At 59.0% G+C, this 18,844-nt stretch carries 14 protein-coding genes; 9 read left to right on the forward strand and 5 right to left on the reverse strand.

All coding sequences use genetic code 11. The features are described 5' to 3' along the window. Positions 1 to 9: 9 nt before the first annotated feature. A complete protein-coding gene (locus ACIQU2_RS09665) occupies positions 10 to 924 on the reverse strand; it encodes a LysR family transcriptional regulator (protein ID WP_347802961.1) in 915 nt (304 codons plus the stop codon). Positions 925 to 1,072: 148 nt separating this feature from the next. Here ACIQU2_RS09665 and ACIQU2_RS09670 point away from each other — a divergent pair, with 148 nt between their 5' ends. From ACIQU2_RS09670 to ACIQU2_RS09685, 4 genes are all read left to right on the forward strand, one after another. Beyond that, positions 1,073 to 2,359 (forward strand): MFS transporter, encoded by a 1,287-nt coding sequence (locus ACIQU2_RS09670; protein WP_403140203.1) that lies wholly within the window; start codon positions 1,073 to 1,075, stop codon positions 2,357 to 2,359. A gap of 75 nt (positions 2,360 to 2,434) precedes the next feature. Further along, positions 2,435 to 3,187 carry a 5-oxoprolinase subunit PxpA gene (locus ACIQU2_RS09675; protein WP_403140205.1) on the forward strand — a complete coding sequence of 251 codons (753 nt, stop codon included), beginning with the start codon at positions 2,435 to 2,437 and terminating at the stop codon, positions 3,185 to 3,187. After that, complete coding sequence (locus ACIQU2_RS09680) at positions 3,184 to 3,888, forward strand: allophanate hydrolase subunit 1 (RefSeq protein WP_347802959.1); 705 nt, start codon at positions 3,184 to 3,186, stop codon at positions 3,886 to 3,888. The genes ACIQU2_RS09675 and ACIQU2_RS09680 overlap by 4 nt, the downstream gene beginning before the upstream one ends. Next, entirely contained in the window at positions 3,885 to 4,811 is a 927-nt protein-coding gene (locus ACIQU2_RS09685) for a biotin-dependent carboxyltransferase family protein (RefSeq protein ID WP_347802958.1), read from the forward strand. The genes ACIQU2_RS09680 and ACIQU2_RS09685 overlap by 4 nt, the downstream gene beginning before the upstream one ends. Before the next feature lie 120 nt (positions 4,812 to 4,931). Here ACIQU2_RS09685 and ACIQU2_RS09690 read toward each other — a convergent pair whose 3' ends face one another. The 3 genes from ACIQU2_RS09690 to ACIQU2_RS09700 all read right to left on the reverse strand — a co-directional run bounded on the left by ACIQU2_RS09690 (position 4,932) and on the right by ACIQU2_RS09700 (position 8,187). Beyond that, complete coding sequence (locus ACIQU2_RS09690; RefSeq protein ID WP_008153157.1) at positions 4,932 to 6,110, reverse strand: VWA domain-containing protein; 1,179 nt, start codon at positions 6,108 to 6,110, stop codon at positions 4,932 to 4,934. Between the two features lie 11 nt (positions 6,111 to 6,121). Next, positions 6,122 to 6,967, reverse strand: coding sequence for a MoxR family ATPase (locus ACIQU2_RS09695; RefSeq protein ID WP_140677330.1), 846 nt, complete (start codon positions 6,965 to 6,967; stop codon positions 6,122 to 6,124). Positions 6,968 to 7,110: 143 nt separating this feature from the next. After that, a complete protein-coding gene (locus ACIQU2_RS09700; RefSeq protein WP_403140208.1) occupies positions 7,111 to 8,187 on the reverse strand; it encodes a DUF748 domain-containing protein in 1,077 nt (358 codons plus the stop codon). A 126-nt stretch (positions 8,188 to 8,313) separates the two neighbouring features. On the opposite strand from ACIQU2_RS09700, the gene cysK reads away from it, so the two are divergent. The 3 genes from cysK to ACIQU2_RS09715 all read left to right on the forward strand — a co-directional run bounded on the left by cysK (position 8,314) and on the right by ACIQU2_RS09715 (position 11,789). Beyond that, positions 8,314 to 9,288, forward strand: coding sequence for a cysteine synthase A (gene cysK, locus ACIQU2_RS09705; RefSeq protein WP_347802956.1), 975 nt, complete (start codon positions 8,314 to 8,316; stop codon positions 9,286 to 9,288). A 209-nt stretch (positions 9,289 to 9,497) separates the two neighbouring features. Further along, a complete protein-coding gene (locus tag ACIQU2_RS09710) occupies positions 9,498 to 10,436 on the forward strand; it encodes an aspartyl/asparaginyl beta-hydroxylase domain-containing protein (RefSeq protein ID WP_403140211.1) in 939 nt (312 codons plus the stop codon). Positions 10,437 to 10,925: 489 nt separating this feature from the next. After that, on the forward strand, positions 10,926 to 11,789 hold the full coding sequence (locus tag ACIQU2_RS09715) for a DMT family transporter (RefSeq protein WP_347802954.1): 864 nt from the start codon (positions 10,926 to 10,928) through the stop codon (positions 11,787 to 11,789). 112 nt (positions 11,790 to 11,901) lie between these two features. Here ACIQU2_RS09715 and ACIQU2_RS09720 read toward each other — a convergent pair whose 3' ends face one another. Beyond that, positions 11,902 to 12,810, reverse strand: coding sequence for a DMT family transporter (locus tag ACIQU2_RS09720; RefSeq protein WP_347802953.1), 909 nt, complete (start codon positions 12,808 to 12,810; stop codon positions 11,902 to 11,904). 129 nt (positions 12,811 to 12,939) lie between these two features. Between ACIQU2_RS09720 and aceK the strand changes: the two genes are divergently transcribed. After that, complete coding sequence (gene aceK / locus ACIQU2_RS09725) at positions 12,940 to 14,658, forward strand: bifunctional isocitrate dehydrogenase kinase/phosphatase (RefSeq protein ID WP_347802952.1); 1,719 nt, start codon at positions 12,940 to 12,942, stop codon at positions 14,656 to 14,658. 195 nt (positions 14,659 to 14,853) lie between these two features. After that, positions 14,854 to 18,765 carry an ATP-dependent RNA helicase HrpA gene (gene hrpA / locus ACIQU2_RS09730; RefSeq protein WP_403140214.1) on the forward strand — a complete coding sequence of 1,304 codons (3,912 nt, stop codon included), beginning with the start codon at positions 14,854 to 14,856 and terminating at the stop codon, positions 18,763 to 18,765. Positions 18,766 to 18,844: the final 79 nt, after the last annotated feature.

The following is an 18,844-nucleotide window of genomic DNA, read 5'->3' on the forward strand; positions in this document are numbered from 1 at the left end:
GCTACAAAGTTAGCGCGCGAGGACGATGTAGTGCTCGCCCACCTTCTTCGCATACCCGTCCAGCACCTGCTGACACAACGAAACAATCTCCTCGACCCACTCCACGCCAACCCGCCACGACACCACCACCTGCAAATTCGGTGGCCTTTGATCGATGGCCAGCAAGGTCAATTCCCCCCGCGCCAGTTCCTCGGCTACCAGCACCGGCGGCAGCGCGCCAATACCGAAACCGTCCCGCAGCAACCGGGTGATCGCCGATACCGAGTTCACGCAGTTCAACCGTGGCGTCATGATGCCGTTGGCCTGCATCAGGGCGAGAATCTCCTGATGCGGATGAGAGTTTTTCGAATAGGTAATGATCCGTTCCCGCGCCAGGTCGGCAATGCCTGAATACTCGCGGTTGTAGATCGAGTTAGTAGCCACAATCCAGCCCATCGGGTGACTGGCCAGCTCAAGGCTGCGCACACTTTCCTGACGCAACAGGTCGGTTTGCAGGATCAGATCGAGAAAGCCTTTTTGCAGCTGATCGCAGAGGTTGAGCGCGGTATCGGCCACTAACTCGATTTCCACCAGAGGATAGTGATCCATCATTTGCGCCACCAACGGGCTCAACCAGGTATGGATGACCGTGTCCATCACGCCGATGCGGACCCGTCCGACCTTGCTCGAACGGGTTTCGATCGACTGCTTGAGGGCTTGCATGGTGTCCATCATTTGCTCGGCGTACTCGAGCACTTTCAAGCCTTCGGGCGTCAGGCTCACGCCACGTGAATCGCGCAGGAACAGCTTCACCCCGAGCTCGCCTTCGAGCACGGCAATGCGGCTGGAAATTGACGCCTGGGTGGTGAAGAGCTTGTCTGCCGTCAGGCGAAAACTCTTGAGTCGGGCGACCCAGACAAAGGTCTCGAGAAACTTCAGGTTCATAAGGACAAGTTTTTCTTATGTCTAGGGCGGGTTTTTATTAGTTGGACGCAGCAGGGCCGGCAGCCCAAAAATCAGGCCATCCGGTTCCCACGATAGGCGTCGTCGGGGCTCAGAACAATACCAATAAAAATTAGCGCGGAGATTTGCCATGAGTGCGCCCGACACGCTCGACATCCCCAAAGCCACGGTTCGCCCAGGACCTTTCGACTGGTACCGCAACATCAATCAGCAGGAACGCCGCACCTTCTGGAGCTGCAAGATCGGCTATGGCCTGGACGGCATGGACACGCAGATGCTCAGCTTCGTGGTGCCGACCCTGATTGCGATGTGGGGCATCACCACCGGCGAGGCCGGGCTGATTCACACCAGCACCTTGATCGCCTCGGCTATCGGCGGTTGGGTGGCGGGGATTCTCTCCGACCGCATCGGTCGCGTACGTACCTTGCAACTGACGGTGCTGTGGTTCGCCTTTTTCACCTTCCTCTGCGGTTTCGCCCAGAACTACGAGCAACTGCTGATCAGTCGCACCCTGATGGGCTTCGGTTTCGGTGGCGAATGGACCGCCGGCGCGGTGCTGATGGGTGAAGTGATTCGTGCCAAGGACCGCGGCAAGGCCGTGGGCATGGTGCAATCCGGCTGGGCGCTGGGTTGGGGACTGACGGCGATCTTGTATGCGCTGCTGTTCTCGGTGCTGCCGCCGGAAGACGCCTGGCGCGCATTGTTCATCCTTGGTATCGTGCCGGCGATTTTTGTGATCTTCGTCCGTCGGCTGGTCAAGGACCCGGAAATCTATCGCGAAGCCAAGGCTAAGCAAGAACCCAGCAATCCGGCAAAGTTCTACGAGATCTTCGCCCCCGGCATCCTCTTCACTACAATTCGTGCTTCGGTGCTGACCACCGGTGCTCTGGGCGGTTACTACGCGATCACCTCCTGGTTGCCGACCTTTCTGAAGAACGAACGCGGTTTGAGCGTACTCGGTACGGGCGGTTATCTGGCGATGGTGATCGTCGGTTCCTACGTCGGCTACGTCATCAGCGCGTATTTGACTGACATTCTCGGGCGTAAAAAGAACTTCATTCTGTTCGCGGTCGGCTCGTTCACCATTGTTCTGCTCTACACCCAATTGCCGGTCAGCAATGGCGTGATGCTCTGGCTGGGCTTTCCTCTGGGCTTCTTCGCCTCGGGGATCTTCAGCGGCATGGGCGCGTTTTTGACCGAGCTGTTTCCAACGCGGATTCGCGGTTCGGGTCAGGGCTTTTGCTACAACATCGGCCGGGCGTTGGCGGCGTTGTTCCCGCTGTTGATCGGCTTGATGAGCCAGAAGGTGCCATTGAGCGTGGGAATCGGTGCTTTTGCGGCGGTGTCCTACGGGGTAGTGATCCTTGCGGCCCTGAGCTTGCCGGAAACCCGTGGCAAACAACTCGAAGCCCAATAACTTAATGCCCAGCAACTGATAATCTGCGGGCAAATGCCTACAGCTAAAAGAATAAAGCCTACAGGAGTGTTCACCGTGAACCGCCTGCTATTGAACTGCGACATCGGCGAGAGTTTCGGCAACTGGACCATGGGTCTGGACGCCGAGGTCATGCCCTTCATCGATTGCGCCAACATCGCCTGCGGCTTCCATGCCGGCGACCCGAGCATCATGCGCAAGACGGTCAGCCTGGCCCTGAGCAACGGCGTGAAGATCGGCGCACATCCGGCGTATCAGGATCTGGTCGGCTTCGGCCGCCGTTCCATGGCCTATACCGCCCAGGAACTTCAGGACATTGTGCATTACCAGATCGGCGCCCTCGACGGCATTTGCCGGGCTCAGGGCGGGCGGGTGAGTTACGTCAAACCCCACGGCGCGATGTACAACGACATGATGGCCAACCCGGCGCAATTGCGCGCAGTGCTTCAGGCTGTGGCGTCCTATGACCGCCAGTTGCCGCTGATGTTGATGGCCACTCGCGACAACAGCGCCGCCCAGCAGTTGGGCGATGAATACGGCGTGACCCTGTGGTTCGAAGCCTTCGCCGATCGCGCTTACGACAGTGCGGGAATGCTGGTCTCGCGGCAACTGCCGGGCGCAGTGCATCACGATCCCGAAACAATCATCGAGCAGGCGCTGACCATTGCCCGCGGCGGCAACCTCACGGCCAGCGATGGCAGTGCCTTGCACTTGCAGGCCAACACCCTTTGCGTACACGGCGACAATGCCAGTTCGGTAGCCGCCGTGCGGCGTATTCGCGAAGCACTTGATCAGCAGAGCGCGCCATGAACCTGCGGGTAGAAGTGGTGGCGCTGGATTGCTTGATGGTCCGTTTGTTTGATGAGATCAGCGAGGCCAACATGCCGTGGATGCTTGCAGCCAGTGGAAGTCTGCGTGCTGCATTCGCCGGGCATCTGATCGATCTGGTGCCGTCCTATACGACGTTGATGGTGCATTACGATCTGACCGCGTTGAGTCCGGCTCAAGCGCGGGAGCTGATCGCTGAGGCCTTGATCGATCTGTCGCCCAACGCCTGCACCCGCGGCAAATGTCATGTGTTGCCGGTCTGGTATGACTTGAGCGTTGGCCCGGAGTTGAGCCTGTTGTCCCAGCGCAGCGGATTGGCCGTGGATGAAGTGATCCGCCGCCACAGCGAGCGCGAGTATCAGGTGTTCGCCTTGGGTTTCGCGCCGGGTTTCGCCTTCATGGGGTTGGTGGACGAAGCGCTGGCGGCGCCGCGTCTGAACACTCCGCGTAAAAAAGTGGCTGCTGGAAGTGTCGGCATCGCTGAACGCCAAACGGCCGCTTACCCGGTGGTGTCCCCCGGTGGCTGGAATCTGATCGGCCGCACCCCGGCCAAATTGTTCGACCGCGAACGCGACGGCTACAGCCTGATGCAACCAGGCGACACGGTGCGTTTCGAAGCCGTCAGCCATGCCGAATTCATCAATCTGGGCGGTGATGACACGCCGTTGGAGGCGCAGGCATGAGCCGTCTATCAATAGAAGCGAGTACACCGCTGTGCCTGTTGCAGGACGCTGGTCGTTTCGGCGTGCGGCATCTGGGCGTGACCCAGGGCGGGGCGGCGGATTGGCAATCGATGTCGTGGGCTAATTGGTTGCTGGGCAATGGCCTGGATGCACCGGTGATTGAAATCACCCTGGGCGGGTTCACCGTCGTTGCCGAAGAGGATTGCGTGCTGGCGTTGGCCGGGGCGGATCTGGGGGCGCAGGTGGATGGCGAGGCGTTGGCACCGTGGCGCAGTTTCAGGCTGAACAAAGGTCAGCAATTGCAATTCACTCAACCGCTGCTTGGGGCCCGGGCTTATTTGGCGGCCCCGGGCGGATTTGATGCGCCAAAGGTGTTGGGCAGCAGCGCAACGGTGGTCCGTGAGGAACTCGGCGGGCTGGATGGCATGGGCCGGGCGTTGGCCAAAGATGCGCAGTTGAGCTACTCGGGCAGCTCGCTGCTCCTGCTGCGGGAATTGGCGCGCGAACAGGTGCCGGATTTCAAACTCAACGCGCCACTGGACCTGGTGCTCGGTGCCCAGATCGGCGAGTTCAGTGGACAGAGTTCGTTTGACGCGTTCAACAGCATCTGGACCCTCGACAGCCGTGCCGACCGGATGGGGATCCGCTTGCTGGGAACGGCGTTGCAGTATCAGGGTAAGCCGATGATTTCCGAAGGCATCCCGCTGGGTGCGGTTCAGGTACCGCCGGACGGGCAGCCGATTGTGTTGCTCAATGATCGGCAGACCATTGGTGGTTATCCGCGATTGGGGGCGTTGACGCCGTTGGCGCTGGCGCGACTGGCGCAGTGTCTGCCGGGGGCAACGGTGCGGTTGCGGCCGGTGGTGCAGGATGTGGCACATCGGGAGCAGGTCGAATATCTTCAACGATTCGTCAACCGCTAAAAGCATCGCGAGCAAGCTCGCTCCCACAGTTTGATCTCTGGCGAACACATTCCTTGTGTACGACCAAATCCATTGTGGGAGCGAGCTTGCTCGCGATAGCGTCAGACCAGACACCGAAGATTATTTGGAAAGAAACCGCATCCCTTCTTCCAAACCCCGCAACGTCAGCGGATACATCTGGTCGTTAATCAAGTCCCGCACGATGTTGGTCGAAGACGTATAGCCCCACGTATCTTTCGGATACGGGTTGATCCAGATGACCTTCTTGTACTTCTCCATGAACCGCTGCATCCACACATAACCCGCTTCTTCGTTCCAGTGCTCGACGCTGCCGCCGGCCTGGGTGATTTCGTACGGCGCCATGGCGGCGTCACCGATGAAGATCACTTTGTAGTCGGCGCCGTATTTGTGCAGCAGATCCTGGGTCGACGTGCGCTCGGACGTTCGGCGCATGTTGTTCTTCCACACCGATTCATAAACGAAGTTGTGGAAGTAGAAATACTCCAGGTGTTTGAACTCGGTCTTGCAGGCCGAGAACAGCTCTTCGCAGATCTTCACGTGGGCGTCCATCGAGCCGCCGATGTCGAACAGAAGCAACAGCTTGACGGTGTTGCGCCGCTCCGGACGCATCTGGATGTTCAGCAGCCCGGCATCGCGCGCGGTGTGGTCGATGGTGCCATCGATGTCCAGTTCTTCCGCCGCGCCCTGGCGCGCGAATTTGCGCAACCGGCGCAGGGCGACCTTGATGTTGCGCGTGCCCAGCTCCACCGAATCGTCGAGGTTCTTGTACTCGCGCTGATCCCAGACCTTGACCGCTTTGCCCTGGCGTTTGCCGGCATCGCCGACGCGAATGCCTTCCGGGTTGAAGCCGCCGGAGCCGAACGGGCTGGTGCCGCCGGTGCCGATCCACTTGTTACCGCCGGCATGGCGTTCTTTCTGTTCTTCGAGGCGTTTCTTGAACTCTTCGATCAGCTTGTCCAGGCCGCCGAGGGACTGGATCGCCGCCCGCTCTTCGTCGGTCAGCGAACGCTCGAATTCCTTGCGCAACCAGTCTTCCGGGATCAAGGCCTGAAGGTGATCGTCGAGTTTTTCCAGGCCATTGAAGTAAGCACCAAACGCCCGGTCGAACTTGTCGAAATGCTTTTCGTCCTTCACCAGAATCGCCCGGGACAGGTAATAAAACTCGTCCATGTCGGCGAAGGTCACGCGCTGTTTAAGCGCGTTGATCAGGTCCAGCAGTTCGCGCACCGAGACCGGTACTTTGGCTGCGCGCATTTCATTGAACAGGTTGAGCAGCATGGCGTTTGTCCTTATCGAGTGCCGCGACGGCTCATGAACGCCAGACGCTCAAGCAACTGCACGTCCTGTTCGTTCTTCACCAAAGCGCCTGCCAGCGGCGGAATCGCTTTGGTCGGATCGCGTTCGCGCAGTACTGCTTCACCGATGTTGTCGGCCATCAGCAGTTTCAGCCAGTCCACCAGTTCGGAGGTCGATGGCTTCTTCTTCAGACCCGGTACCTTGCGCACGTCGAAGAACACGTCCAGCGCTTCGCTGACCAGGTCTTTCTTGATGTTCGGGTAATGCACGTCGACGATTTTTTGCAGCGTGACGCGGTCGGGGAAGGCGATGTAGTGGAAGAAGCAGCGGCGCAGGAAGGCGTCCGGCAGTTCTTTCTCGTTGTTGGAGGTAATGATGATGATCGGGCGTTTCTTGGCCTTGATGGTCTCGTCGATCTCGTAAACGTAGAACTCCATCTTGTCGAGTTCTTGCAGCAAGTCGTTCGGGAATTCGATGTCGGCCTTGTCGATTTCGTCGATCAGCAGGATCACCCGCTCTTCGGATTCGAAGGCTTCCCAGAGCTTGCCCTTTTTCAGGTAGTTGCGAACGTCATGGACTTTCTCTGTGCCCAGTTGCGAGTCGCGCAGGCGGCTGACTGCGTCGTACTCGTACAGGCCCTGATGCGCCTTGGTCGTGGACTTGATGTGCCAGGTGATCAGTTTGGCGCCAAAGGACTCGGCCAGTTGCTCGGCGAGCATGGTTTTACCGGTGCCCGGCTCGCCCTTGACCAGCAGCGGGCGCTCCAGAGTGATGGCGGCGTTGACCGCCAGCTTCAGGTCATCGGTGGCGACGTAGGCCGGGGTGCCTTCGAACTTCATCTGCTAATCCTCGAACGGTAATGCCGACCTGAACGAGGCAGGGCGGGGCGCAATAATTGTAGTACCCGACTATAACGCGGTGCCCGGTCGACTGTGAACGCAGACGGCTTATTCAGTCTCTGAATGGGGCGTCACTTGGTGACTCAGTCCGCATCCGGCTTGGGCCGTTCGTATTGGGCATTGAACGCCTGGATGAAGCCGTTGCGTAAAATCTGCAAAAAAGCCTCGAATGCGCTGATATCTCGGCGATGCACATTGCCGCTCAGTTTCACGCGAGTCGCAAACTGGTTCTTGCCCTGGTTTTTCAGCACCGTTTCGGAGCCGCCGACGATGGCCTCCCAAATGGAGCGGAAAATCCCTTTGTCCTTGTTCTCTACGTCCTGCTGCCAATTGAACACGTCGACGTCTTTCAGCAGTGGTTTGATGTAACCCGTTAATTGCGCTTTTTTAGCCTGCGCTTCAATGACCACATCACCGTGACCTGAATTGAAGTCGAACTTGCCATAGGCCGACGCGAAGTCGTTCATGCGTTTGAGTTCGATGTCTTTGACCCGCAGGCGGAACTCGAAATCTTCAAAGTTGCTCAACGGGTCGAAGGTGGCGGTGGTTTCCAGTGGGGCGTGCCCGAGCAGCAGCGCCTTGCCTTCGAAACGAGCGTCACGTTTACCTTTCGTGTCGACGACGTTGGTCAGGTTGTAGATGTTGGCGTTGACCTGAGTGGCGTTCATGTTCACAGGGGGCTTGGAGTTGAAGTTGCGGAAACTGATCTTGCCATCGTAGATCCGCACTTCGTTCAAGGTGATCGGCGCCAGTTTGCTCAATTGGGCACGCCAGTCGGTGCCCTCACCTGTTTGGGAATTTTTCTTGTTGGCGCCACCGTCGATGAAGTTCACCTCAGGTTTGAAGAACTGCACCTCGGCCACGACCGCGTGGTCGTACCAGAGCGAGTGCCAACTGACCGAGAGGTCTATCAGCGGCGCGTTGACGAAAGGCACCGGGACCTTGCCGTCGACCTTGACGATTTGCAGCCCGTTGATTTTGTACGCACCGCGCCACAGGGCCAGGTCCACATCAGTGATCTGGCCACGGTAGTCCCCCATGTCCGCCAGCTTGTCATTCAGGTAGTCGCGCACCAAGTAGGGCAGGGCGATGTGCAGGGCAATCAGCAGCACAACGAGGCCGGCGAGGGTCCACAGGGGCCAACTGTATCTGCGTTTCATGATGGCAAATCTCTGGCGATGTAAAACCATTGACTGCGCCGGTTGCAGGACGTTCGACTGACTGGACGACCACGGGCAACAGGCATACCTTGAATGGCTTATCCAACGCTGTACAAGGACCCAGCCATGAGCCGTATTTTCGCTGACAACGCCCATTCCATCGGCAATACACCGCTGGTGCAGATCAACCGTATCGCCCCGCGCGGCGTGACCATCCTGGCCAAGATCGAAGGGCGTAACCCCGGTTACTCGGTCAAGTGCCGGATCGGTGCAAGCATGATCTGGGACGCCGAAAGCACCGGCAAACTCAAGTCTGGCATGACCATTGTCGAACCGACCTCAGGCAATACCGGTATCGGCCTGGCGTTCGTTGCTGCGGCTCGCGGTTACAAGCTGATGCTGACCATGCCAGCGTCCATGAGTATCGAACGACGCAAAGTGCTCAAGGCACTGGGGGCCGAACTGGTACTGACCGAACCGGCCAAGGGCATGAAAGGAGCAATCGAGAAGGCTGCTGAAATTGTCGCCAGCGACCCGACTGCCTACTTCATGCCGTCACAGTTTGAAAACCCGGCCAACCCGGCCATCCACGAAAAAACGACCGGTCCGGAAATCTGGAACGACACCGACGGGGCAGTCGACGTACTGGTGGCAGGCGTCGGAACGGGTGGAACCATTACCGGGGTTTCGCGGTATATCAAGATTACCCAGGGTAAACCGATTATTTCGGTGGCGGTGGAGCCAGTGGTGTCGCCGGTCATCACCCAGGCAATGGCCGGTGAAGAAATCAAGCCGAGCCCTCACAAGATCCAGGGTATTGGTGCCGGTTTTGTGCCGAAGAATCTTGATCTGTCGATGGTCGATCGGGTTGAGTTGGTCAGCGATGAAGAATCCAAGGCCATGGCCCTGCGCCTGATGCAGGAAGAAGGGATTTTGAGCGGCATTTCCTGCGGCGCCGCCATGGCGGTGGCCGTCCGTCTGGCGGAAACCCCGGAAATGCAGGGCAAGACCATCGTGGTGATCCTGCCGGACTCCGGTGAACGCTACCTGTCGAGCATGCTGTTCAGTGATCTGTTTACCGAGCAGGAGAATCAGCAATAGGCGTTGCGATTTTTGATCCAGTGGGAGGGGTTGATTCAGGTCAGCCCCCTTTCAGGAACCTTATGTTAAGAAGTGCTTGATTGCGCAATCCTTAACGCTGAATGTTGAGACACACGGGTTCTTCCCGAGGCCGGTAATGTTTATCATGGCCGGCTGCCACGTCGGGTAAATGGCGTTGTGCAAAGTTGTCTACTAACAAGGAGTTGTTAATGACCGTTTCCCTTGCCGCAAAGGCGTCGCTTTTGTTGCTGTTCTTCGGCAGCACTCTCTATGTGCATTTGCGCGGCAAGGCGCGTTTGCCGGTCTTGCGTCAGTTCGTCAACCACTCGGCTTTGTTCGCGCCCTATAACGCCTTGATGTACCTGTTCTCCAGCGTGCCATCCAAACCCTATCTTGACCGCAGCAAGTTCCCGGAACTGGATGTGCTCAAGGACAACTGGGAAGTCATCCGCGACGAAGCGATGCATTTGTTCGACGAGGGTTACATCCGCGCCGCCGAAAGGAACAACGACGCTGGCTTCGGTTCGTTCTTCAAGAAAGGCTGGAAGCGCTTTTACCTCAAGTGGTACGACAAACCACTGCCATCGGCCGAAGCCCTGTGCCCGAAAACCGTGGCACTGCTCAGCAGCATTCCCAACATCAAAGGCGCGATGTTCGCGTTGCTGCCAGGCGGCAGCCACCTCAACCCGCACCGTGATCCGTTCGGCGGTTCCCTGCGTTATCACCTGGGGCTGTCGACGCCGAACTCCGACGATTGCCGGATCTTCGTCGATGGTCAGGTCTACGCCTGGCGTGATGGCGAGGACGTGATGTTCGACGAAACCTACGTGCATTGGGTCAAGAACGAAACCGACAAGACTCGGGTCATCCTTTTTTGCGACATCGAACGACCGCTGAGCAACCGCCTAATGATTCGCATCAACCGCTGGGTCAGTGGCTTTTTGGGTCGCGCCACTGCACCGCAGAATCTTGATGATGAACGTGTTGGCGGGATTAACCATGTTTACGCATGGAGCAAGAACTCCAGCGACAAGTTCAGTGGTTTGATCAAACAGTGGAAGCGTCGCAATCCCAAGGCCTACCGTGTGCTGCGACCGGTGTTGGCGGTGGTGGTATTGACCTTGTTGGGGTATTGGTTGTTTGGGTGATTCCGAACACAGAAAAATATCAAGCGAAACACCCTCTTTTGTAGCAGCTGGCGAAGCCTGCGTTCGGCTCGGGCCGCGATCGAACGCAGGCTTCGCCAGCTGCTACAGATCGTTGCCCTTTGTCCAGGTCATTGCAATCCATGTGACCCGCTGGTTATAGTCGGCGCTCGGTGTTTTACAACCCGCCTTTTTACCCTTCAAAAAAGATCAGCCCATGCCTGTTTCCCTCATCAACGCGGTAGTCGATTCAGCGGTCAACGCTGGCGTCGTGCCGTGCGGGAATCAGCAGCCTGCGCAGATCAGTCATTACCCCCCACCTGTCAGTAGCTCGCCGGTGTGCGCAGTCGTATCACCGCCAGGCGTTAGCTTCTCGGGCTGATCAGCTTTTTTCTGCTGTTTCCATGCCCGACTAAAAAGTGCCCGCCTGAAAAAACTACTGAATTTCAGCTTCGGCTGAGTTGGCTTTTTGCCTGACTACAGGTGGTATTCATGTTTGTCCTTTCGAAAAACACCGCGCTCGCGGCGGCGTCCACGAGCCTGTTCGTTCTGCTGTGGAGCAGCGGGGCGATCTTCTCCAAATGGGGCTTGGCCCACGCGTCACCCTTTGCTTTTCTGTTGATTCGCTTCGCTATCGCAATCTGCGGATTGGTGCTGCTGGTGCCGTTGCTCAAGCTGAAGCTGCCCAAGGGCGGCAAGCCGATGGTGTATGCGATGGCCACGGGCGTGGTGTTGCTGGGGGCTTATCAGATTTTCTATCTGCTGGCCCTGGACCTGAAAGTCACACCCGGCGTCATGGCCACGATCATGGGCGTGCAGCCCATTCTCACGGTGGTGATCATGGAGCGTCAGCGATCAACCAGCAGAATGTTTGGTCTGGCACTGGGTTTGGCCGGGTTGATCATGGTGGTTTACCAGGGCATCGGTCTGGCCGGTATGTCATTGGCCGGTATGCTCTTCGGTTTGCTGGCGCTGGCGAGCATGACGTTCGGTTCGATCATGCAGAAGCGCATCACCGACAATCCACTCGGTACGCTGCCAGTGCAGTACCTGGCGGGGCTGTTGCTCTGCGGAGTCTTCGTGCCGTTCCAGCCCTTTCATTTCGACCACAGCACCGGTTTCATCGTGCCGGTGTTGTGGATGGGATTGGTGGTGTCGGTGCTGGCAACCTTGCTGCTGTATCGCTTGATCGCCCGGGGCAACCTGGTCAATGTCACCAGTCTGTTTTACCTGGTGCCGGCGGTGACGGCGGTGATGGACTACCTGATTTTTGGTAATCGACTGGCTGCATTGAGCATGCTCGGCATGCTGCTGATCATCGTCGGTCTGGTGTTCGTTTTCCGTAAATCAGCCTGAACCTGAATAAGGCCTGGAGCATTGAGGCGATGTCAGTGGTTAGCTCTGTAGTTGTCTGAACCGACGCCATCGCGGGCTTGCTCGCGATGGCGTAATCAGCAACACCACAAAACTACCGGGCAGCAGCCTCAACCGGCTTCACCACCGCCGTCTTCAATACCAACCACAACGCCGCCGCAATCAACACCCCGCCATAGATGTGCGCCATCGACAACGGCTCATCCAGCAACATCGCCCCCCACAACACCCCGAACGGCGGGATCATGAAGGTCACGGTCATCGACTTCACCGGGCCAACCGAGCTGAGCAAGCGGAAGTAAATGATGTACGCAAACGCGGTGCACCCCAGACCCAACCCGAGCAATGACAACCAGACACTCCAGCCGCCCCAGCTTTCCGGTGGCTGGCTGATCACGCTGTAACCGAACAGCGGCAACAGAAACAACGTCGCGCCCAGCATGCTGCCCAGCGCCGAAAGGCGGCTGTCGAGACCACCGGCCTGATCAAGCCAGCGGCGCGCGAGGAATCCGGCGAAACCGTAGCAGGTCGTGGCGAGCAGGCAGGCGAGGGCGCCCATCAGCAGTTCCCTGTCGAACGCCACCGGACCGGCACGGGTCAGGATGCCCACGCCAAATAGCCCGAGGAACACGCCGCCAAGCTTGGCGGCGGTGAGCTTTTCATGGAAGAACAGACCGCCGATCAGCACGCCCATTAATGGGGTGGTGGCGTTGAAAATCGCCGAATAACCGGCCGGCAACACTTGCGCAGCCACCGAATAGAGCGTCGCCGGAATCCCGGAGTTGATCACTCCGAGCAGCATCACGGTTTTGAGTTTGCCTTTGAAATCCCAGCTGATGCGCATCAGCCCGAGAATCACCAACAGGCCGACCGCGGCAATCGATACGCGGAAAAAAGCAGTGGGGATTGTGCCAATCACCGGGGCAATGATGCGCATGAACAGAAAGCTCGCGCCCCAAATGGCGGCAAGCGATAACAAACGCAGAGTATCGACGGGGTTCACAGCACGTTCCTTCCTTGATTGGCACGCAAGTGTCGCGCCAGTCAGGACGCAAGGCAATGGTTGCGTTGCGTAACAAAGGGCCACTAAGCTCAGGCCCCACGATAAGCATCAGCCGCCGAGGTTTTACCTATGCCGCAGCAATGGCCAGCCGCCGACATCGCCCGAATGATCCTCGATGGCTTTGACGATTACCGCGAGCATTTCCGCCAGATCACCGACGGCGCCCGGGCCCGCTTCGAGCAGGCCAAGTGGCAGGAGACGCAATCGGCGTCGGCCGCGCGGATCAATCTCTACGAAGAAAAAGTCAGCGAAACGGTGGAACGGCTGCGCATCGCTTTCGACGCCGACACGCTGGATGTCAGCTGCTGGCCGCTGGTCAAAAGCGCTTACATCACGCTGATCGACCTGCGCTTCGACGATGAACTGTCCGAAACCTGGTACAACTCGATCTTCTGCGGGCTGTTCAGCCACGACCTGATCAGTGACGGCTGCATGTTCATCCACACCACCCGGCCGAGCCTGCGCCGGGCCCGTGCGGCACAAACCCGTACGTACAAGCCCCAGGGCCAGTTGTCCGGGATGCTGGCGAGCATTTTTGCCGACTACCGCTTCAGCGAGGATTACGCCAACCTGGCGGGCGACCTGAGTCGTCTCGAAGGGCAATTGCGCGAGAACCTGCCGGACTGGGTCTGCAAGGACCCGGAATTGAGCGTCGAACTGTTTTCCTCGGTGCTTTACCGCAACAAAGGCGCGTACCTGGTCGGGCGCATCTACACCCAGGACGAACAATGGCCGCTGGTGATTCCGCTGCTGCACCGTGAAGGTCGAGGGATTCAGATCGATGCGCTGATCACCGATGAAGCGGACGTGTCGATCATCTTCTCGTTCACCCGTTCGTATTTCATGGTCGACGTGCCGGTACCGGCGGAGTTCATCGGTTTCCTCAAGCGCATTTTGCCGGGCAAGCACATCGCCGAGCTGTACACCTCGATCGGCTTTTACAAACACGGAAAATCCGAGTTCTATCGGGCGCTGATCAATCACCTGGCCAACACCGACGACCAGTTCATCATGGCCCCGGGCGTGCGTGGCATGGTGATGAGCGTGTTTACCCTGCCGGGCTTCAACACCGTATTCAAAATCATCAAGGACCGCTTCTCGCCGTCAAAGAACGTCGACCGCGCCACGGTGATCGAGAAGTACCGTCTGGTGAAGAGCGTCGACCGGGTCGGGCGCCTGGCCGACACCCAGGAATTTGCCGACTTTCGTTTCCCGTTGAGCAAGTTCGACCCGGCGTGCCTGGAAGAGCTGCTTGAAGTGGCCGCGTCCACCGTGTCGGTAGAGGGCGACACCGTGCTGATCCGCCACTGCTGGACCGAACGGCGGATGACGCCGTTGAACCTGTATCTGGAGAACGCCAACGACGCTCAGGTCCGCGAGGCGCTGGAAGATTACGGGTTGGCGATCAAGCAACTGGCGGCGGCGAACATCTTTCCCGGCGACATGCTGCTGAAGAACTTCGGCGTCACTCGTCACGGGCGGGTGGTGTTCTATGACTATGACGAGATCTGCTTCCTGACTGAAGCCAACTTCCGGCATATCCCGCTACCGCGTACGCCGGAAGACGAGATGGCGTCGGAGCCTTGGTATTCGATCGGACCGCTGGATGTGTTTCCTGAAGAGTTTCCGCCGTTTTTGTTTGCTGATTCGGGGCAGCGCAAGTTGTTCGATCAGTTGCATGGTGAGTTGTACAACGCCGATTACTGGAAAAGCCTTCAGGAAGCCATTCGCGCCGGGAAGGTGATTGATGTGTTTCCTTATCGGCGCAAAGGCCTCGACAACGAGTAGCACCTCCCCCCTGTAGGAGCTGTGTAGGAGCTGTCGAGTGAAACGAGGCTGCGATCTTTTGATCTTGGTTCCTAAATGCAAGATCAAAAGATCGCAGCCTCGTTTCACTCGTCAGCTCCTACAAGGGATCTCGTTCGTCCTTTAAATCTGCGACAATCCGCCCCCTGCGCCACTAGACGACTTATTGCGTACCTGATGACTGACGAATCGCCCTCCATCGACAAACTGCTGAAAAACCTCGATCACGCCATGCTCGCCGACCGCCACCGGCTGCGGCGGCAGTTGCTTGAGCTGCGCAAGAAACCTGACGAGGCCAAGCTGGCCCAGTGGATGACGCGCACGCAGGCGTCCTGTGATCAGGTGCTGGCGCGGCGAGCCAGTCTGCCGGTGATTCGTTACGACGACAGCCTGCCGATCGCCGCCAAGCGCGACGAAATCAAAGCAGCGCTGCTCAAGCATCAGGTGCTGATCATTGCCGGTGAAACCGGTTCGGGTAAAACCACCCAGTTGCCGAAGATCTGCCTGGAAATCGGTCGCGGCCAGCATGGCCTGATCGGCCACACCCAGCCCCGTCGAATCGCCGCCCGCAGCGTGGCGAGCCGGGTCGCCGAAGAACTGGCGACGCCGTTGGGCGCACTGGTCGGCTATCAGGTGCGGTTCGAGGATCAGAGCGATTCCAACACCCTGATCAAACTGATGACCGACGGCATCCTGCTGGCGGAAACCCAGAACGACCGCTACCTCGAACGCTACGACACGATCATCGTCGACGAAGCCCACGAACGCAGCCTCAACATCGACTTTCTGCTCGGTTACCTGAAAACCCTGCTGCCGCGTCGCCCGGACCTGAAAGTCATCATCACTTCGGCGACCATCGACCTGGAGCGCTTCTCCAAACACTTCGATGACGCGCCGATTGTCGAAGTCTCCGGCCGCACCTTCCCCGTGGAAACCTGGTATCGCCCGCTGACCCTGGAGCAAGACGAAGAGGGCAACCGCGTCGAGGACGACTTGACCGTGGATCAGGCGATCCTCGCCACCCTCGACGAAATCGCCGCGTTCGAACGCAGCGAGCGCAAGAGCCCCGGCGATGTGCTGGTGTTCCTGCCCGGCGAGCGCGAAATTCGCGACGCGGCGGACATGCTGCGCAAGGCCCAGCTCAAGCACACCGAGATTCTGCCGCTCTACGCACGACTGTCGCCGGCCGAACAGCAGCGGATTTTCCAGTCGCACCCAGGCCGTCGCGTGGTGTTGGCGACCAACGTTGCGGAAACCTCGCTGACCGTGCCAGGCATTCGTTACGTGATCGACAGCGGCACCGCGCGCATCAGCCGTTACAGCTACCGCGCCAAGGTCCAGCGCCTGCCCATCGAAGCCATTTCCCAGGCCAGCGCCAACCAGCGTAAAGGTCGCTGCGGACGGGTTGAGCCGGGCATTTGCATACGCCTCTACGGCGAAGAAGATTTCATCGGTCGCCCGGAATTTACCGACCCGGAAATCCTGCGCACCAACCTCGCCGCGGTGATTTTGCAGATGCTGCATCTGCGCCTCGGCGAGATCACCGATTTCCCGTTTATCGAGCCGCCGGATGGCAAGGCCATCAGCGACGGTTTCAACCTGCTGCAAGAACTCTCGGCGGTTGACCGCAACAGCCAGCTGACGCCGCTCGGTCGCCAATTGGCGCGGTTGCCGGTGGACCCGCGCATGGGCCGCATGCTGCTGGAAGCGGCGAAACTCGGCAGCTTGCAGGAAGTGCTGATCGTCGCCAGCGCCATGTCGATTCAGGACCCGCGCGAGCGTCCGCCGGAACGTCAGCAAGCGGCGGATCAGGCGCATGCTCAGTGGAAGGATGTGGACTCGGACTTCGCCGGGCTGGTCAATCTGTGGCGCGGTTTCGAAGAACAGCGCCAGGCGTTGACCGCCAGCCCGCTGCGCAATTGGTGCCGCAAGAACTTCCTGAATTACCTGCGTCTGCGCGAATGGCGCGACTCCCATCGGCAGTTGAGCCTGATCTGCCGCGACATGCAGTTGAGCCTCAATAAAGAGCCGGCGGATTACCCGAAATTGCACAAAGCCGTGCTCTCGGGGCTGCTCAGCCAGATTGGTCAGAAAACCGAAGACGGCGACTACCTCGGCGCCCGTCAGCGGCGCTTCTGGATTCACCCGTCATCGGGCCTCGGTAAAAAGCGTCCGCAATGGCTGATGGCCGCCGAACTGGTGGAAACCACCAAGCTCTACGCGCGCATGGTCGCCAAGATCGATGCCGACTGGATCGAACCCTTGGCCGGGCACCTGATCAAGAAAAACCACTTCGAACCCCATTGGGAGAAGAAGCGCGGTCAAGTCGTGGCGTTCGAACAGATCACTTTGTTCGGGCTGATCGTGGTCGGTCGCCGGCCGGTGCATTACGGGCCGATCGACCCGGTGGTGTCTCGTGAGTTCTTCATTCGTGAAGGTCTGGTACGCGGCGAGATTCAGTCCAAGGCCAAGTGCCTGACGGCCAATGCGCAACTGCTGGAACAGCTCGACGAACTGGAAGCCAAGGCTCGCCGTCGCGACATTCTGGCCGACGAAGAAACCCTGTTCGCCTTCTACGAAGCGCGACTGCCGGCGGAGATCCACCAGACCGCGACCTTCGACAGCTGGTATCGGGTCAACAGCCAGAAAGACCCGCAGCTGCTGATCATGCGCGAAGAAGACGTGCTGGCCCGCGAGGCGAGTGAAGTCACCGCTTTGCATTACCCGGACACCCTGCACATCGGTGATCTGGAATTGGCGCTCAGTTACCACTTCGAACCGAACCATCCACGCGACGGCGTAACCCTGCGAGTGCCTGCGCCGTTGTTGCCGATGCTGCCGCCGGAGCGCCTGGAATGGCTGGTGCCGGGCGTGATCGAGGCCAAGTGCATCGCGCTGGTGCGCAACCTGCCTAAAGCCCTGCGCAAGAATTTCGTACCGGTGCCGGACTTCGTCAAAGCCGCATTGCAGCGCATGACTTTCGCCGAGGGCTCGTTGCCTCAAGCGCTGGGCCGTGAACTGTTGCGCATGACCGGTGCGCGGGTCAGCGATGAAGCCTGGGCCGAAGCATCGCAGCAGGTCGACAGTCATTTGCGGATGAACCTGGAAATCGTCGACGGCCAAGGCAAGTTCCTGGGCGAAGGGCGTGATCTGGCGGAACTGACCGCACGCTTTGCCGAAGCCAGTCAGGCTGCGTTGGCCGTGCCGCAAACCGCGAAAAACCAGCAACCGGTGGAGCCGAAAGTGTTTGCCGCCGTCGCCGAGAAAACCCAGCAGAAGATCGCCGGGCTATCGATGACGGTGTATCCGGCGCTGGTGGAAGAGAGTGGCACGGTCAAGGAAGGACGTTTCTCGACGCCGGCCGAAGCCGAGTTTCAACATCGCCGCGCCTTGCAGCGTTTGCTGATGCAGCAACTGGCCGAACCGGCGAAGTTCCTGCGCAGCAAGTTGCCGGGGCTGACCGAATTGGGCTTGATGTACCGCGACATGGGTCGCATCGACAGTCTGGTCGAAGACATTCTGCTGGCCAGCCTCGACAGCTGCATTCTCGATGGCGAAGATCCGTTGCCTCGCGATGGCGCCGGGTTGGCCTCACTGGCCGAACGCAAGCGCGATGGCTGGACCGAGCACGCGGAGCGCTTGGCCAAGCTAACGCTGGAAATCCTCAAGCTCTGGCACGGCCTGCAAAAACGCTTCAAGGGCAAGATTGATCTGGCACAAGCCGTGGCCCTGAACGACATCAAGCAGCAGCTCAGTCATCTGGTGTATCCGGGCTTCGTCCGGGAAACCCCGATGCAGTGGCTCAAGGAGTTGCCGCGTTATCTGAAAGCGGTCGAGCAGCGCTTCGAGAAAATCGGCGCTCAGGTGCAGAGGGACCGGGTCTGGAGCGGCGAATTGTCCGGCCTGTGGACGCAATATCAAACCCGCGCCAACAAACATGCTCAGGAAGGCAAACGCGATCCGCAACTGGAGCTTTATCGCTGGTGGCTGGAGGAGTACCGGGTTTCCCTGTTCGCCCAACAATTGGGGACCAAGGTGCCGATCTCCGACAAGCGCCTGAACAAGCAATGGACCCAGGTCGAACCGTAACGCCGATACTCTGTGACCACCGCGATCCCCTGTAGGAGCTGCCGAAGGCTGCGATCTTTTGATCTTTCTTTATCGCTGC

The sequence above is a fragment of the Pseudomonas sp. NPDC098740 genome, from assembly GCF_044760065.1.
GTDB classification, from domain to species: domain Bacteria; phylum Pseudomonadota; class Gammaproteobacteria; order Pseudomonadales; family Pseudomonadaceae; genus Aquipseudomonas; species Aquipseudomonas rossensis.

What these genes read in the sequence shown, in the direction of transcription:
- ACIQU2_RS09665 (WP_347802961.1), bottom strand. Translation starts at nt 924, where the DNA reads ATGAACCTGAAGTTTCTCGAGACCTTTGTCTGGGTCGCCCGACTCAAG.
- ACIQU2_RS09670 (WP_403140203.1), top strand. Translation starts at nt 1,073, where the DNA reads ATGAGTGCGCCCGACACGCTCGACATCCCCAAAGCCACGGTTCGCCCA.
- ACIQU2_RS09680 (WP_347802959.1), top strand. Translation starts at nt 3,184, where the DNA reads ATGAACCTGCGGGTAGAAGTGGTGGCGCTGGATTGCTTGATGGTCCGT.
- ACIQU2_RS09685 (WP_347802958.1), top strand. Translation starts at nt 3,885, where the DNA reads ATGAGCCGTCTATCAATAGAAGCGAGTACACCGCTGTGCCTGTTGCAG.
- ACIQU2_RS09690 (WP_008153157.1), bottom strand. Translation starts at nt 6,110, where the DNA reads ATGCTGCTCAACCTGTTCAATGAAATGCGCGCAGCCAAAGTACCGGTC.
- ACIQU2_RS09695 (WP_140677330.1), bottom strand. Translation starts at nt 6,967, where the DNA reads ATGAAGTTCGAAGGCACCCCGGCCTACGTCGCCACCGATGACCTGAAG.
- ACIQU2_RS09700 (WP_403140208.1), bottom strand. Translation starts at nt 8,187, where the DNA reads ATGAAACGCAGATACAGTTGGCCCCTGTGGACCCTCGCCGGCCTCGTT.
- cysK (WP_347802956.1), top strand. Translation starts at nt 8,314, where the DNA reads ATGAGCCGTATTTTCGCTGACAACGCCCATTCCATCGGCAATACACCG.
- ACIQU2_RS09710 (WP_403140211.1), top strand. Translation starts at nt 9,498, where the DNA reads ATGACCGTTTCCCTTGCCGCAAAGGCGTCGCTTTTGTTGCTGTTCTTC.
- ACIQU2_RS09715 (WP_347802954.1), top strand. Translation starts at nt 10,926, where the DNA reads ATGTTTGTCCTTTCGAAAAACACCGCGCTCGCGGCGGCGTCCACGAGC.
- aceK (WP_347802952.1), top strand. Translation starts at nt 12,940, where the DNA reads ATGCCGCAGCAATGGCCAGCCGCCGACATCGCCCGAATGATCCTCGAT.
- hrpA (WP_403140214.1), top strand. Translation starts at nt 14,854, where the DNA reads ATGACTGACGAATCGCCCTCCATCGACAAACTGCTGAAAAACCTCGAT.